The organism is Streptococcus sp. HPH0090, assembly GCF_000411475.1.
Lineage (GTDB): Bacteria > Bacillota > Bacilli > Lactobacillales > Streptococcaceae > Streptococcus.
This window is the reverse complement of the sequence record NZ_KE150464.1, coordinates 213086-230165: the sequence shown is the minus strand read 5'-3', so window position 1 is coordinate 230165 and position 17080 is coordinate 213086. Positions and strand designations below refer to the sequence as shown.

At 40.2% G+C, this 17080-nt stretch carries 4 protein-coding genes; 1 reads left to right on the top strand and 3 read right to left on the bottom strand.

Annotated features, from left to right (window positions below; all coding sequences use genetic code 11):
• Positions 1 to 8: 8 nt before the first annotated feature.
• Positions 9 to 1151 (bottom strand): cysteine desulfurase family protein, encoded by a 1143-nt coding sequence (locus tag HMPREF1481_RS03065; protein ID WP_016465623.1) that lies wholly within the window; start codon positions 1149 to 1151, stop codon positions 9 to 11.
• Positions 1152 to 1287: 136 nt separating this feature from the next.
• Between HMPREF1481_RS03065 and HMPREF1481_RS03060 the strand changes: the two genes are divergently transcribed.
• On the top strand, positions 1288 to 1689 hold the full coding sequence (locus HMPREF1481_RS03060; RefSeq protein ID WP_016465622.1) for a DUF6556 family protein: 402 nt from the start codon (positions 1288 to 1290) through the stop codon (positions 1687 to 1689).
• A gap of 122 nt (positions 1690 to 1811) precedes the next feature.
• Here HMPREF1481_RS03060 and HMPREF1481_RS03055 read toward each other — a convergent pair whose 3' ends face one another.
• Together HMPREF1481_RS03055 and HMPREF1481_RS03050 are read right to left on the bottom strand one after the other, a co-directional pair.
• Positions 1812 to 10031, bottom strand: coding sequence for an SIALI-17 repeat-containing surface protein (locus HMPREF1481_RS03055; RefSeq protein WP_016465621.1), 8220 nt, complete (start codon positions 10029 to 10031; stop codon positions 1812 to 1814).
• A gap of 151 nt (positions 10032 to 10182) precedes the next feature.
• A complete protein-coding gene (locus tag HMPREF1481_RS03050) occupies positions 10183 to 16812 on the bottom strand; it encodes a SpGH101 family endo-alpha-N-acetylgalactosaminidase (protein ID WP_016465620.1) in 6630 nt (2209 codons plus the stop codon).
• Positions 16813 to 17080: the final 268 nt, after the last annotated feature.

Sequence of the window (17080 nt, the reverse complement as noted above, 5' to 3'; positions counted from 1 at the left end):
GAATACTCCTATCTTACTTTTTTAGTTTGATTGTAGATTAATTTTAACTTGGTCAAGAACTGCTCCACCTGACTCATATCATTTTCTAAGTCAAGACTGAGACGAACTGCTGACTGGGCTTTATCCTTTTCGATACCCATAGCAATCAAGGTTCCAGCAGGTTTACCAGCCTTGGACGAGCAAGCTGACGTTGTAGAAATGAAAATATCATAGTCTTCAAAGGCGTGCACAATAACTTCCCCACGAACTCCCTTAATCCCAAAGGTCAGAATATGAGGCGCAAAGTTTTCCTCACCTGAAAAGACAAAAATATCTGGATATTCAAGTAGAGCTTGACGGATGACTTCCTTCATCTGACTGGTTTTGCTAGTAAACAAGTCCAGTCTCTCCATAGCCAAACGTAAAGCCTTGGCAGTCGCAGCAATTCCTGCTACATTCTCAGTTGTAGAACGATAGTCGCGCTCCTGACCACCACCGGTTAATAGGGGGGTGATTTTCTTGCCAGACTTAATGTAGACAAAGCCAACACCACGAACTCCATGGAACTTATGACTGGAGAAGGTTGCAAAATCTACTCGATCTGTCAAATACTTTTCTGTTGGTATTTTTGCTAAGGCCTGAACAGCATCCACATGGAAAGAAATGGTTGGTTTATCTGCTAAAAGATCTGAAATAGCTTGGATGGGCTGGATGGAGCCAATTTCGTTGTTGACTGCCATGATGGAAACTAGTGTGGTATCAGGACGAAGTAAACCTGCTAAGGCATCTACATCTACAAAGCCTCTTTCATCAACTGGTGCAAAATCTACTTCAAACCCTTGTGTTTTCAGCCAGAGAGCTGACTCCTTGACTGCTGGATGCTCAATATCAGACACAATGATATGTTTCCCAAATTTCGCTTTTTCAAATGCGACACCTTTGATAACCCAGTTATCCCCTTCAGTCCCACCAGATGTAAAGAAGATTTCTTCGCTTTTTTTGCCAATCAAATCAGCAATCTGTTGACGAGATGCATCTAAAATTCTGGTAGACTGGTCTCCTAAACGATGAAGACTAGAAGGATTTCCAATAATTTTTGCAGACACCTGCATATAGGTTTCAAGTGCTTCTGGATAGGGCTTGGTTGTAGCCGAATTATCAAAGTAAATCATGGTTTCTCACGCTTTCTAAAATCACTCCTTCTATTGTAACACGAAACAGTTCAGGCGACAAGAAAGGCAATTCAGGTTCATTTAAGTTTTTTTTAAAGATTTTGAGTATAATGAATCATGACAAAGGAGAGAAATTATGTCTAACTATCGTAGAAGTTCAAAACCAAAGACCGAACACATCAAAAAAGGCTTCACTGTTTTTCAAAAAACAATCGCAACGATTGCTAGTATTCTAGGTTTGATTACGGCTAGCATCACGATTATGAATGCCTTTGATAAAGAAAAAGATAAAAAAGATACAAATCCGCAAACAACCATTATCAAGGAAATTCAAAAGGAAAGCCCAGCTCAATCAAACGCTCCTTCACAGAGCCAACCAAACAATCAAGAAACCACTCAAAAAGAAGAAGTTCAAACTCCTAGCAAGAAAGAAGATACAAAATCAGAAGACAAGTCTCAACAAAAAGAGCAATCTGATTCTTCTGTAAATACTCCAACCACTGAAGCAGGAGTTAGTGCTAACAACGGAGCATCCTAAATTTCCCCCTAGACCAACGATTCATTCGTTGGTTTTTTTGTTACTGAATATTAAAAACCAGGAACTAGTGTTCCTGGTCTTCTTGTTGCAACTGACGAATCTGCTTTAGTTAAGATTTTTGCTTAATCTTCTTTTCCTTTTTTGATAAAGGTCGCAGATAGAACCAATCCAAGACTAGCTATGAATGCTAATCCTACTGAATCTTGCTCACCTGTTGCTGGAAGCTGAGCTTTAGCTCCAGTTGCAGGTGCATTTGGTCCTTCTTGTTCTGGTTTTTGGTTTGTTGCACTTGGAGTTGGCTTGTGATCTGCAAGTGGTTCAGCTGGAGTTGCTACAGGTTCTTTATATTCTGGAACCTCATTCTTAGCTGCTTCAACCCAATTAACGCCACCCTTGAACTCTGGGAGCTCATTCTTATCCGCTTCCACCCAATTAACCCCACCTTTGAATTCTGGAACTTCATTTTTAGCTGCTTCTACAGCATTAACGCCACCTGTAAATTTTGGAATTTCTACAACTGGTGCTGCTTGATCTCCTGCTGTTCCGATTGGTTCAGTGTATTCTGGAATCTCTACGACTGGTGGTTGTTCCTCACCCTTACTACTTGTTGGAGTTTCAGGTGTTGGTTCTGGTGTTGGAGTTGGTTCTGGATCTGGAGTTGGCTGTTCAGGTTCTTCTGAAAGTTCTTGATGGAATGTCGTCATTTCATAGAACTCTGGCTTGCCACCTTCCCAGATAAGTTTGACATCCAATAACGGTGCTTTTTCTCTCACTGCAAATGTTTGGAAGCTTGATGTAATTGCACCCAAATCTGTCCATGCTCCATCTCTGTCTGATTTCAAAGTACGAGCAAGTACACGTGCTGCCACACCTTGAGGTAGACTAGAAACAAGTCGGATGTGGTTAGCATCTGTTGGTTCTGACAAGTGGTAAACCAGCTCACCTTGGTCTTTCTCAGCCTTATAGCTATTCAAAACCTTACCATCTACAAGATTGGTGTAGAGGTTACCTCGACTCTCACCACTATTTCCTTGGACAGTTGGGTCGTTAGTTGGTTTCACAAATTCACCGTCATTGATAACCAACTCAGTAAATCCAACAAAGCGGGCATCGTAGTTAGCAGTAAAGAGAACACGGAGATAGTTGGCTTTGACAGGACTTGCAAGTTCACCTTCGATATAGCGATTTCCAGGCATCTTAGAATCATGTGTCCACCCATCTGTCAATGAATCATCATGCATATCATTAGCGATGCCATCGCCTACTGTCACAACGTCTGTCCATGTCTTGCCATCTTGGCTGACTTGAATCTTACCATCACGAAGATAGTTCTTAGTTCCGTCTTGGATATATGCTCTAATCTTCTTGATTTCACGTTCACTACCAAGTTTCAAGGTAATATGACCATCTTTATGAGCATAGTCAGAGAACTCTACGAAGTTATTGTACACACCATCAAACAACTGATCCAAATTCTTAATCTTGCGAACATCATTTGCACCATAATGGGCATCAATTCCCATAGATGTAGAATCAAGTTTAGTTGGTTGGACTTCTTTTGTCTTAACCAATAGAGAAGTTGCTGTCACTGCTTGTTCTTGGTCGGTCTTATTGACCAAACGAGCATAACGTACCAAGGACTTATCAGTTACTTGGCTAGCTGGATACCATTCTTGTGCATTTGGAGAGTATTCCAAGTCAAGGGATGGATTTCCAATACCAATAGCCTGGATGCTTTCAGCTTGGTGTAGGCGGTCTAGCTTCATTCCCAAGTAGCTATGAGCTGGAAGCTTAGTTCCACTTGGAATTTGCATGTCATAACGACCGAGACTGTCATATACTGGAGTTGATTTCAAACTTTCAACATTGGTATCTGTCATCTCGCTATTGCCAGTACGTGTTTCAACTGAGAAGTCAGCGATACGCCACCATAGATTGATATTCTTGGTGTTACGAACACGGATGTAGCGAGCTGAAATTGGAGTTTCAATTTCTTTGGTTTGTTCACCAGTCAAACGATCCAATTCTTGCCATGAACTTCCATCTGTAGAATACTCAAGAACACCTTCTGCTAATTTATCTCCTGAACCTTGAACGAGGCGAACCTTAGTTACAGGTTTGACTCCACCCAAGTCTAGTTGAACCCAACCATCGACTGGAGTTGAGTCTGTTCTATCAGCATTTGCAAGCATTGCTTCAGTATTATCACGACCATCTGTAATCTGAGCAACTGTCGTATTGTACTTGTACATCAGATTTGGACTGATGGTCACTGTAACTGCCTGTTTAGGACGACTTACTTCAACAGGTCGGTTAACAGCGATTTCTCGTACAGCAAACCAAGTATTATCACGATCTGAAGTAGCAATCATGCGAACAGCTTTAGCATTGATATTGAGGTTTTCAAATTTAAGAAGAGGCTCATTACCAGTGTAGCTTGGTTCTGAAAGTGTTACCCACTCATCATTTTCATTGAGGTACTCAACCTTAGCATTGTTAAAGGTATCATGTGGATTTGCTTGAGTTCCCATTGCAAATGTTAAGTTTTGGATTGGAACAGCCTTGTTAAATTTCAAGCCAATGTAGTCACCAGTTTGGATGCTATTTGGTGATTTAATTAGGGCATGTGTTCCTAAATCACCATCAGTGACTTCAGCAAGTCCACCTTCTACACCTGTACGGTTTGTGATAAAGGTGCTGATTACTTGGTCTGGGTGTAGGGCTTTTTGAACTTCAGTTGCCAATACTTCACGAAGGCCAAGCAAGAATGGTCGAATATGTTGAACACCCAACTCAGCTCTTTCATCATGGTCTACATAATGGAAAGTATAAGTTTGAGACTGTTCATAAAGCTTCAAGCCCTTGTAGTAGCTATCCCAAAGTCTAGCAGAATCATTGTTTTCAATAGCTTCTGATCCATCTAGGAAAGCACTCAAAGCATCCATTTGGTCAATAGTGTTATCCAACCAGTAATGGATTTGAGAGCGCATCTTTTCGTCACCAGATGCTTTATAAAGTTGAGCTGCTGCTTTGAGTTTTGCAAACTCTGCGCGCAATTCAGCACGCTCTGCGCTGACATCTTGACCAGCTTTTAGCTTAGCCATAAAGGCATCCAATTTCGGTGCAAGCTCAACAGACTCTTCTAACTTCACAACACGACCATCCATATTTTGGTTAATCATGTGTTTACCAAGTTCACGGAAGGCAACAGATGTTTCACTGTCAGTAAATTTACCTGTTTCAACAAAGTTGAAGGCGATATCATTTACTTTCTTAGCTTCGTCTTCAGATTTCCATTGTTTCCATGCGTATTGAGCAGCTGAGAAGAGGGCAATCTTTGAAGGCTCAGATTGTTGCATTGGGTTCAACATGATACCTGAAAGGAGACTAGGATCCACATTTGGATGAAGGAATTTCTCACCGCCACCCAAAATCAAGTGTTGTTTAGAGTTGTCTGTACATGGCCAGTTAATCCATAGAGATACTGGACGGTAGGTCTTGCCACCTGCAGTCAGATTGTTCTTAAGGTTAGATAGGAAGTTTTCAGATACTTCACCCCAAATCTTACCACCAGTAAGGGTCATAGAAGTTGAACTTGGAAGATTTTCATTTAGAGATTTCAACTCATCTTCACGACCATTACCCCAATACTGACCTGGAACGAAGATCATTTCCTTACGAAGGCCAACATAAGTTGCTTGTTTTTCAGTCAACCAGTCTGTCATGTCCTTCATCAAGCGGTTGTAGCTATTGTAGCCACCAACTGGACTTGGAGCATCATCTGCCAAAATACCGAACTCACGAACACCGGCATCCATCAATTGAGTGAATTTAGCCTTAATGGTTTCAAGATCTTTTTGGTAGTCAGCATCGTTGCCAAAACGGATACGGTTGTTCATGAATGGATGGATGGTCCAAACATAACGAGTCTTGTTTTGGTTTCCGACACGCGCCAACTCACGGATTTCAGCTAATTTTTCTTCTGGATAAAGTTCACGCCATTTCTTGTTGTGGTATGGGTCGTCTTTCGGTGCAAAGAAGTATTGTGTCATCTTCAAGTCGCCACCGTAGCGCATCAACTCAGCACGATCAGCATTTGTCCATGGATTTCCATAGTAACCTTCGATAAAGCCACGATTCTTAATTTCAGCGTAGTCTTCGACTGTTACATTACGCAAGACTGGAGCTTCACTTTCATTAAGCATGTGTTTCAAAGTTGTCAATCCATAGAAAACAGCATCTGTGTCCTTACCAACGATAGAGATTGTGTTGTTTTTGATCGACAAAGCATAAGCATCAATCTTATCAAAGAGGCCTTGAGAAATACCAGATATTTCTTTTTCAGCCTGTGAATGTTGACCATGAACACCAAGATAGATATTTGTAGCACCTGCTACTGCTGCTTGACTGCTTGTATATGAGATTTGATGATCTTGTAGAACACTCTTCAAGCGATTGCGAGTGTAAATATCTAGATGGTCTCCCATAACAAGATTAACTTGTTTTTGAAGTTTAGTGACACCTTCACCGTAAGTAACTTTTTGTGGTGTTGGGAATACCTTGTATTCTTTCTTGAGATAGTCTTGACTTTGTGTTGCAGCAGCAATCGCATCATCACTGGCTGGTTTTGTAGCTACAAAGCTATCCGCAAGTTCAGTTGTACCATCACTTACTTCTTCAACTTTTGGTTTTTCTGGGGTCACTGGTTTCTCAGGAGTTACTGGTTTTTCTGGAGCAACTGGCTCTTCTGATTCACTATCAGAAAGTGGCTTGAGCAGTTGAATTTCTGCGGCACTACCAAATCCTGCGAAACCTGACAGAACTTTAAATTCTACCTTATTGGTTTCAATTGCTGCAAAATTAACCGTTTTTTCTTTAGTATTATTTTCCCAAGTTCCTGATGCAACTTTAACCATTTGACCATCTTTTTGAGCATAAATTTCATAAGATGTCACGACTCCGTTACCACCACCTGGACGTGGAAGATAAGTCAAACCATTGACTTTTTCAGGAGCCTTCAAATTCATGGCAACGGTAAATGGAGCTTGATGTCCAGTCCATTTAGAATGCCAGAAGGTATTTGGATCATTGTCGAAAGCTTTTTCAACTGGGCCTTCAGTCTCTGTTCCTGGTGTTTCCTGACTAGTTGCAGAAACTGTGAAGTGATCTGTTGGGATCAAACGTGGGTTTACAAATGCTTCATTTGACAACTCTGCACTATGCAAGATTCCTTGGAAGCCACCGATTGTTTCAAGTGGAAGTACCAAGCTATTGTGAGCCAAGCGAGGGTGAGCTGGATTTGCAATACGCTCAACTTTTTCACCATCTACATAAACTTCTGTTTTTTGTGGTTTCGTAACAACAGAGATTTGATAACGTTTATTCTTCTCTAGCTTCTTGTCAAATTGAATATGGAATTGTTCAAATTTATAAGCTAAGTAGCCATCCTTGTCCGCAAGGTAAAGTTGGTTGTCCCCACTTGTAGAGAAGACTTGCTCTCCATCACCTGTAACAGTTACATCCAATTTCAAAACATGACTAGGACCAACATCACCTACTAAACCTTCGATACTAGAATCTTTTTCAAAATTCAACCCTGCTTCTGTTTTCTTCACATTCTTAGCAAGATATTCCTTGATAGTTTCTGGTTTAATTGTGAATAGGTCACTATCTTCTATTGTTTTTTCTGGATTTGAACGTGGTGCGTAGACACTTGTTGGTTGGATACGGTCTGCATAGGTCTTAGCTGCACGATCTGAACCCCAAGTGCGTTCTGCAGTTGATTGCATACTCTTGAAGAAGCGTTTAAAGATATCAAAAGAAGTAAGTCCTGTTTCATGCAGGTCAATATTGTCATTCCAGACTGCATGACCACCACCGATGATATTTGGATTTGAGGCTTCTAAGCGTGGCCCTCTTCGAGCAGTAAAGTCATTTGGTGCCCAGCTATTGTATTGCAATTCATAGTTAGCGTAGTCGCTATAAGGTCCCTGACTGTTGCTACCATTTGGAACACTATAGGTTGGTACATCCAAGATATTGATAATCTTAGCACCCTTAGCAATCGCTGCCTGTGGATTTTGCCAGCCGAGGCTCCAGATATCCACTTCTACACCATTCCAATCTACTGGTGTTTTGCCTGGTTTCGCAGTGAGTGAACCCCAAATACGTGGTGTTAAGCCTTTGTCTTTGATGTATTGAATCATATCATGGACATAGCGTCGATAATTTTCAGGACTTCCATAGTACTCATCTGTACCGATGTGAACTGTAGAAACACCTCGAAGTGGCGCATTTTCACCAACTAGTAACTTGTCATAAACAGATTTAACAAAAGCAAGTGTTTCTTCGTACTTGTTATCCAAGTCTAGCATTGCCACACGCTCTACATTATGCTTGTTAGCGCTCAGTGGTCCTTTATACATCAAATCTGGACGCACTTTGACAAAGGACAATGCGTGACCTGGTGTGTCAATTTCAGGAACAAGATTGATATGCAAGTCTTTAGCCAAGCTAATAATCTGTTGCAATTCGTCTTTTGTGTAATGTTCTTTTGAGGTTAATTTTTCACCATTATCACCAACAACATCTGTTTCTACACGGAAGCCTGTCTTAGCATTTTTCAGTACATAATCCAGTTCTCCTTGTTGGCTGAGGTGTTTACCTTCCACGTGTTTTTTTAAGAAGATATAGTTGTCATTCAAGTGCAATTGCAAGTCGTTCATCTTGTAGTAGGCCATGTTAAGCATGATATCTACAAGCGTATCATAAGGAATGAACTTACGACCTGTATCTAGCATAAAACCACGGTGACTGAAGCTTGGGAAATCACGGATTTCACCGTTTTGCAAGTTATTTTCTCCCAATTGAAGGAGGGTACGAGTTGCATAGAAGGCACCTGCATTCGTCGCTGCTTCTACAGTGATCACTCCATCTTTAATGGTGATGCCATAGCCTTCTTTACCATAACCCTTGTCTTCAACCTTTTTAAACTCAATACGATTTTTCGCTTCTTGACTACCGGTTGCGACTTCCAAACCACGATTTTCAAGGTCAGTTTGGTAGAACTTAGCTTCCTTGTCAAATCCTGAATTTCCTACTGAAATGACAGTTTCAGAAGTAATAGAAGTTTTACCTTCAGTGCCGTACCATTGTTGAACTGCTGGGGCAACTGCAGGTTTGGTTCCGACACCTTCATCTGCATGCAAACCTTTAATCACTACTTCAAATTCTTTTGTGAAGGTATGGTTATCATTCGTTTGTTGGACCATCACTTTGACATGTTGTTCTGTCAACGGTGTATAGATTTTATTATTTAGGTCGACAACACCTTGCTTATTGCTTCCAATCAAACTAACTTGGCCAGGCAATTTAGGCAATACAAGTGATTTTCCATCTTCAGCAACCGCTAGTTCTGTAACTTGACGAATATCTGTAGGTTTGCTAGTATCTGGAATGTTTGAGTAGGCACGAATTTCTTGGATACCCACATTTTTCCATTGCATAGTACCAGCTTGATAATCTGTAATTTCAAGTTTGAGATACTTAGCTTGAACGGCTTCTTTTAAGTCAACTTTTTCATCTAGAACCGGAGTTCCTGTCCGTTGATGAGCCAACTTCCATTCTCCAGGTCCTGATCCATTAACATTGTCTTGACCAGCATAATAGAGATTCCATGATTTGATATTTGGATCATTTTGTTCACCACGAACACGACGATCCCAATCAATTTCCACATGCTTGATTAAGGTTGTCTTTTCAAGCTTAAATTCGATTGTTGGTTTCACAACATCACGGTCAGTTGCCCAACGAGTATCTGGATTTCCATCAATCGCCTTCTCAGCTGTAAATGGTGTGTTCGCTTCATGGTTTGATACTGTCGCAGTAGCCTTTTCCAAATGATTGACATCGGGAGTTTCAACCACATCTTTTGCCACTGGAGTTTCTGCTGGTTTAGCTACTGGTGCTGCTTCTTCTTTTGGAGTTTCTGCTGGTTTTGGTGTTGCTTCTTCCTTAGGAACTGGAGTTTCAGCTGGTTTTGCTTCAGGAGTAACTGTCCCAGTGTTTGCAGGCTGTGTTGCTGGCTCGGTCGGTTGTGATTCAGTTGCTTCACTTGGGCTGGCTGTTTCAGCCTTTTCAATAGCTGCTGCTATATCTGCTGGCAACTTATCCATGGGCTGAACCTGAGTTACTGTACCTTCTGTCTCTGCAGGCCCTTCTGTTTCAGCCGCCTGAACTACACCAGCACCAAAAATGCTAGCACCAATCATGACAGAAGCTGCGCCAATTGCAAATTTGCGTATACTGTAATGACACCGTCTCTCAAAAAAATGTTTTCCCATTTTCTTTCTTTCCTTTCCTACGCTAAAATAGGTAAGCGTTATCATTTCCCTTTTAAAAAGAGAGGACCAAGAGGTCCTCTCAAGGTATTTGTTTTCTCCATTACAATAAGCAAGGAGTTTGAGTTTCTATGGTGTAGAACTCTATTATGTTTTAATCTTCTTTTCTTTTTTCAAGAAATAGAGCAGACATCGCTAATGCAAGACCAGCTATGAAGAGGTGTTCAGTTGTGCCTTCACCAGTTTCAGGGAGTTTAGACTCAGCCGCTTCTTTCTGTGCTGCCTGCATCTCTGGTTTAGGAGCAAGAGCTGGTTTCTGATCAAGTTTTTCTGCAACTGGACTTGTCTGATTGTCTCCTGCACCTAATGTTTCTTTATACTCTGGAACATCATTCACAGCTGCTTCAACCCAATTAGCTCCACCCTTGAACTCTGGAAGCTCATTCTTATCTGCTTCGACTGCGTTGACTCCGCCTTCGAATTCTGGAACATCGTTCACAGCTGCTTCAACCCAATTGACGCCACCTTTGAACTCTGGGAGTTCATGAACAGCAACTTCTGCAGCATTAACTCCACCTGTAAATTCAGGAATTTCAACTACTGGTGGTTCTTGATCTCCCTTACTTGTTAGTACTTCAGGTTCTGGAGTTGGTTTTTCTGGTTCTGGAGTTGGAGTTGGTTCTGGATTCGGAGTTGGCTCTGGATTTGGAGTTGGATCTGGAGTTGGAGTTGGTTTTGGATCTGGGTTCGGAGTTGGCTCTGGGTTCGGAGTTGGCTCTGGAGTTGGAGCTGGCTCTGGATTTGGAGCTGGCTCTGGAGTTGGAGCTGGCTCTGGATTGGGAGCTGGCTCTTCAGTTTCTTTAATTTCTTTCAAGCCTTCTACCAATTTATTAAGTCCGTTTGGAGTTAATAAGTTATGTTCTGCAAGACCATTCTTGTACGCTTCAACAGCTGCCAAGTATTCTTTCGCATCTTGACGATCAATCCTACGAACACGTTCTACTTCAGCATTGTATGCAGCTTCATCTAATGGTTTATCATCTTCAATTGGAAGGACGAAGCGTAATTCCGCTGCTGAAATATGTCCAGGATCACCGTATGTTTCGTTACCAGTAAAGATTGCTTTCTTCACTTTGATTGGAGCATCGAAGTTAATCACTTTTGTCTTCGCATCATTTGCCCATCCAGTAAAGTTAAAGTTATGTTCTTGTCCTTTTTCATCAATCACTGTAAGGCTACCGCTCATCACACGTCCGTTTGGACCTGAAGGACGAGGAACATATTCAAAGCGAGTTGATTCCATCGGATTATTGAACTCTACTGTTAATGGTTTTCCTAAGCTATTCACTCCATAAGGTGTATGCCATAAAGTATTTGTATTGCCATCAAATGCATACCATACATTATCTGCTTCTTCATAAGGAGCATCAAGATCATGGATATCGTCCCAATCTGGAGCGTTACGTTTCACCGCAAGTTTTTCTTTAGCCTCGTTAACGCGTTCTACAAGAGCTTTAGCATCATCCACACTAATATCATCGTCTGCTTCTAATAAAGCTGCTACAGCGTCTTTATAAGCATTTAATGAATCTTGTTTATAGTTGCCATTTACGATTGGTGTATTCTTTTCGTATGCTTCATCGATGATCATCTTACCAGTTAACTTAATTTCTTCAATTTCAAGGTTATCTAACATAAAGTCTTTATAACCTTTGAAGTTGATTTCGTTGTTATCTGTATCTCCTTTAGTATCGGCACCACGCGCATTTGAGTAAATACCAATCCAAGTGTTTCCACCTTTTTCACCAGTAACATAGAAGCTTACTTTCTTAGGAGTTGATGAATTTTCCCAAGTGTTTTCTAAGTCGTATTTCGTTAATTTACTACGACGAGAATTTTCGCCATTACCGATAACGAATGAGTATGCTCCATTTGAACCTGCTTCATAATCGAAGGTTACTTTATAAGTCTTACCTTCTTCGAAGCGGAAGTTTTGTGGAATTGTTTGGTAAACGAGTTTGTCATTTCCTGTTAAACCGTTCGTCTTCAATGACCAATTGCCTTCGATAACATCGTTGACTTTCTTACCATTCCAGCCACGTTGAGTATATGGTTCGTGTTTCTCAGATAAGTGAGTACGGTTATCTTGTACGCCTTCAACATCGCCGACTACGAATGGGAAGATACCTTGAGGCACTTCTTCAAAGTCTTGTTTGAATTTACCATTTCCTGTATCGTGTTTTTCGTTGTACATTACAGATTGGTTTTCGAATACACGAATTTCATCGAAGTAAGTTGCTGCTGCATCCGCATCACGTCCAAGTTCTAATGTCACATTAGAAACATCTTCGCCTGTTGTGAAGTATACATACATGTTTTGGAAGTAACTTGTATTATCCACAGTTGCGTTCTTTGGAAGTGTGTTATGCGCATGTGCTTGTACATAGTTCTTCGCGATTGATTTGTTAGTGTAGTTAGAAATCACTTTGTCGCCTACACGGATTGTGATATCTGCACGTGCATCACTTCGGTTATCTACACCTACATAAACAGCATATCTTGTATTTGGTTTCAAGTCTGTTAAGCGTTGTTTCAACGTCACACGTTCAGTGTTTCCTTGAATACGTAACATTTCGTTAGCCCCTTGAGATTTCACAATTTCAGCATGTTCGCTGTCACCTGTTTTTTCCCAATGATCTAATGTTCCGCTGTTGAAGCCTTGGTCATAGATGTGTAGTCCTTCACTCCATACCATTGTCTTCTTGCCTTGAGCAACTTTGTAAAGTACATATGGTTGGTTCGCTTCTCCCGTAATTTGAATCTTACGGTCTGCGCCGACTGTTAATTCTACAACATCTTTCTTACCTTGGTCTGTTAAACGGTAAAGATATACTTTATCTCCAGTCCAATCTTCTGGTAGAGTCCATTCAGTTGTTCCACCTTCAGTTGTGTAGAAGTACATCTTTTCTTTGTCGCCTGTTAAAGCTTTACCATTTTCGTCCCAGTTCCATGGTACTAAGTAGCTTCTACCATTTTCGATGACACGACCGTTTAATGTTGTGACACGTTTACGGTAATCTGGGCTGTTAGGATCGTTTGATTGACGAACAATCTTCACTTCATCCCCATTGTCATTCGTTAAATGAATTTCCATCTCTGGAGTCCACTTGTAGTTTTGACCGTTGTCGCTCATCGCAACTGGGTCACCGTTCACCCATTTAGAAACTTTGTAGTGTTGGAAGAACTTCGTCATAATGTTGTTTTCGAAGAGGTTACGAATATATCCTTCGTAGTCGCTTCGACCTTGCCATCCTTCAAAGTCTTTCATGTTGTATCCACCAAGTAATGGATAGTTAGCGGCACCACCGTAGCTAGGATAGTCACCCACCCATGAGTCTTTTTGGTGGTTACGAATGAATCGAGTAATATTTGAGTTAATCCCTTTCAGTGAGTATCCACCGTAAGTTAAGTCAGCTGCCCAGTGTTGGAATGTTGAATCATATTCCGCACCAAAGCCCCACTCGATAGCCATACGCCAGCCTTGAGAGTTTATTTCTTTAGCAAGTACGTGAGTTGGCCAAGCAGTGTTATCTCCTGATTGTCCGTTACCCCAAACGTCCACATAGATGAAGTCTAAGTCAGCACCTAGTTTTTCTCGTAATTCTTTCCAACGATCTAAACGTCCATGTGCTAAGTCATATTCTGCATCGATGTTGATACCTTGGTCTAACCAGTTCCAACCGTACATATATGTTCCGTCAGCGTTTCTACGTAAAATCGCTTCGCTGAAGTATTTAGATTCAGGATATGTTTCAGAAGCATTGACGTGAATACCGATTTTAGCTCCGTATTCTTTTGCTTTTGCTAATAATTTTTTGAAATCTTCAACGCCACCGATTCTCTTACCGATATCCGCATAGTTTAAGTGACCTGAGTCGTGACCTTCACTACCATAACCTTTAAGTAGGATTGATTGACCTAAACCATCTGTGTGTAAGTTAATCTTCTTAATACCATCTAATGTCATTAAGAATGGGTTTTGCGCTTGAGATGCAAAGTTCATCGCAATACGATACGCTACTAAATCTGGAACAGATTCTGCCCCTTTAGGATTGTTCATGATATTACGATATGCAATCGCACCATCTTGCCAGTCCACAACATTATCTTTGTTTAAGTCTTTTGTGATGACTACTTTAGAACTTGGTAATTCTAATGTGTATTCTGGGAATACTAAGTTCTTATAAGCACGTTGGTACCAGTAAGGTGAGCTTTGAATACCTAAGTAGTTTACGCCTTCAACACGTTCTAACGCTGTTGTTAAACGTGCAAAGTCATTTCCTCTATAAGTAAATTGAGAGTTACTCCAAACAGATGCTGCTAATTCATTAGAAGAAACAAATCCATACATGAAGCCGTAAGTATATTCATTCATCTTGCCTTTTTTCAAGTCTAAATGATAGTCTCCACGGTTATGTGTGTTTGTAGACATTTGAGCTCCGTCGAATTTTGCACCTTGTTTGTTAGAACCAACAGAAACAAGTGTGTTTCCTGGGAATTCAATGGTTTGGATTAATTTGCGAACATTGTCGACTGGTTTACCCATTTCGACATTGTTTTTGTTCACTACTTTTGTCACATCGAAGTGCATTTCGTTGCCGATTAATTGTAATTTTACAGTGATTTCAGCGTTGATGAATTCATCATCGTTTCTTACTTTCATTACATATTCTGCAGTAGTGTCATCAATCTTACGGTATTGAACTTCTGGAGTGACTAATACACCGTTGATTGACATTTTATCTAATTTTTGAACTTGACCTGTTAACGTTTTTCCATCTAATTCATATTCTTTAACACGTGGAAACGCTGTGTCGATAATCGCTTTTAATTGTTCTGATTGTAAAGTTTCATAGTGAACATCTTGGTCATTGCGACGTAACCCATCATCCACTGCTGGAGTTTCTTCTTCAGGTTTGATGTTATCTTGGTTATCCGCTTTGATCGATACAGAAGATAATTCTGTACCGTAAGTACCAGCTTTGAGGTAAACTTTATTCACATCAGCTAAAGCGTTCTTGACAACTTCTGGAACGACTTCTGTGCTAAATAAATTTTGTCCATTATTTGTAGCATTTAATTGACCGTCTTTTTTGTAAACGATAGATAGGTGGTTTTCTTCACCTACATTTGGTGCTTCTACACGAGTCTTACTATACCAAGTGTTTACATTTGGTCCTTTGTATTGCCAGAACCAACCGCCCTTGTCATACCCAACAAAGATGTTGTTATCATTATCTTTATATTTTAGATATACCCCAAAGCGTGTTTCAGCTGGAGGAGTATTTGCCTTGAACGTTAAGTCAACGCTTACATTTCCTTCCGCATCCGCCTGTAATCCAGCTTTTTCAAATAAAGCTTCGTTTGCTCCATTGTCGTTAGCTGTTGTTGAAGTTAATTTGTTGTAGCGTACTCCGCCTTCTTCAACGACTTCAACATTCCCTTTCACACGGCTTACTGAGTTCCACTCTTTTTTCACTTCGGCTGTCGCTTCGCTAGTTTCTCCCGTTGTTGCTTCAGCTGGTTTGTTTTCTGCTGGTTTGTTTTCTGCCGGTTTATTGTCAGCTGGTTTTTCTTCTTGAGGTTTGTCCTCTTTTGGTTTTTCTTCTTTATCTTCTACATGCTTATCCAAAGCATCTAGACCAGTTGGTTTCGTTGTTTCAATACCTTTGATATAGTTTTGAATCCACTCTAACTGAGCAGGTGAGAAGAGGATACCACCACTCCGTTTACCAGATACACCATTTTGATGAATACCAATTAATTTTCCATTTTCATCAAAGATTCCTCCACCACTGGCACCTGGCTCACTTCCTTGATAGCTAATCCCACGAACACCTTCACCGTGATCATTAATAGCTTCGACAGTTGTATTCAGAATTGGATCAAGCTCTCCTTTTGGATAACCAAAAACATGTACCTTATCTCCTACCTTAATCGTAGATGGTTTATCCAAAACTTCAACAGGAGCATTTGCAAGAGGTTTGCGAAGTTTCACGATGGCTAAATCGTTTTTATAGCCTTTTAGAAATCCTTCACGATCCCAGTGTTTTACATCATTTTTACTAAACTTAACGTCTGGAGCACCTTCATAAGAAATGGTATAAACATCGTCATCACTATCGATATTATCAGCAACTTTACGATTGTTGCCATCTGGAACATCTTTAATAAAGTTATGAGATACTGATAAAACAAGGTTTTCCCCGATAACGATACCACTACCAGTTCCAGCATCGCTCTTAATTTCAACTGTAGCACCGTAGTTTAATACCCCATTTTTTGTTTTAGCAACATCTTCTGGAACTAAACTTTTATCTTCTTTTGCTAAATCATCTTTTGAAGCAGAATGTCCACTATCTTCAGCCTTATCGAGTTTTTCGCGTAAATCTTTAGGAAGTTCATTTGCAGTTGCAGAAGTTGTTGCTACTTCTTTTTCTTTCGCTAGCAATTCCTCTTCAGTTTTTGGCCCCTCAGTAACTTCAGGAGACCCTTGATTTTCTCCAGGTTTTGGAGCTTCAAAATCATGTCCATTATCATCTTTTGCATTTGCCAGAGCTGCTGCTAAATCAGCTGGTATATTTGCAGTAGAACCAGTTTGTGCTGTATCTGCTAAAACAGTACTTGTTCCAAAGAATGTAGCACCAATAATAACAGAAGCAACACCTAATGAAAATTTCCGAATACTATATTTACAACGTTTTTCAAATAACCTTTTATCCATTATTTTTTATTCCTTCCTGCTTAAAAAGTAAGCGTTTGCATTTTTTCTTAAAAAATAACCCCCTTCATTTTTTTCGCTTATTTTTTAAACATATAAATATTTCTTATACCATTTTAATATATCAAAAACTAGTTTAAAAATCAATACAATATTAGTTAAAATTAGTAAAAGTAAATTCTAAATTTCGAACCAAACTGAAAGTCTTTTTACTACAAAAATACCTATAATCATAGGCATACAAAAAGAAATCACCTTAAAAAATTTAGGG

Coding starts and splice junctions, on each gene's coding strand:
- HMPREF1481_RS03065 (WP_016465623.1), bottom strand. CDS start 1,151: ATGATTTACTTTGATAATTCGGCTACAACCAAGCCCTATCCAGAAGCA.
- HMPREF1481_RS03060 (WP_016465622.1), top strand. CDS start 1,288: ATGTCTAACTATCGTAGAAGTTCAAAACCAAAGACCGAACACATCAAA.
- HMPREF1481_RS03055 (WP_016465621.1), bottom strand. CDS start 10,031: ATGGGAAAACATTTTTTTGAGAGACGGTGTCATTACAGTATACGCAAA.
- HMPREF1481_RS03050 (WP_016465620.1), bottom strand. CDS start 16,812: ATGGATAAAAGGTTATTTGAAAAACGTTGTAAATATAGTATTCGGAAA.